This is a genomic window from Georgenia daeguensis (assembly GCF_039537705.1).
Taxonomy (GTDB): Bacteria; Actinomycetota; Actinomycetes; order Actinomycetales; family Actinomycetaceae; genus Georgenia; species Georgenia daeguensis.
The window spans coordinates 1-559 of the sequence record NZ_BAABBA010000100.1 but is presented as its reverse complement, the minus strand read 5'-3'; the positions used below and the strand labels follow the sequence as shown (position 1 = coordinate 559).

1 protein-coding gene is annotated in these 559 nt (G+C 71.6%); it reads left to right on the top strand.

Annotated features, from left to right (window positions below):
* Window positions 1-559 (top strand): ABC transporter permease (locus tag ABD774_RS21590; protein WP_345045852.1); only part of this gene is annotated, 559 nt, incomplete at both ends.

Genomic DNA, 559 nt, shown 5'->3' with positions numbered 1-559 from the left:
GGCGGTTCATGCCGCCGTTCTCCGAGATGTTCGCCGCCCTCGTGGCGCGGCTCCAGACGCCGGAGTTCTGGACGGCGCTGGGTGACACGCTGACCACGTGGGCGATCGGGCTCGTGATCGCGATGGTGGCCGGCATCGTCGTCGGGATCGTGGTCGGCTCGGTGCGGGTGCTGCGGGAGGCGACGTCCTCGACGATCGAGTTCCTGCGGCCGATCCCGTCGGTGGCGCTGATCCCGCTGGCCGTGCTGCTGTACGGCACGGGCCGGGAGGCCACGCTGCTGCTGGTCATCTACGCCTCGTTCTGGCAGGTGCTGGTCCAGGTGCTCTACGGGGTGCAGGACGTCGACCCGGTCGCCCGGGACACGGCCCGGTCCTACCGGTTCTCGGCGCTGACCCAGGCCCGGACGGTGATCTGGCCGACGGCGCTGCCCTACATCGTCACCGGGTTCCGGCTGGCGGCCACCGTCGCGCTGATTCTGACGGTGACGGGCGAGCTGATCATCGGCACCCCGGGGCTGGGCAAGCTGCTCGCGGTGGCCCAGTCCTCCGGGGCCACGGC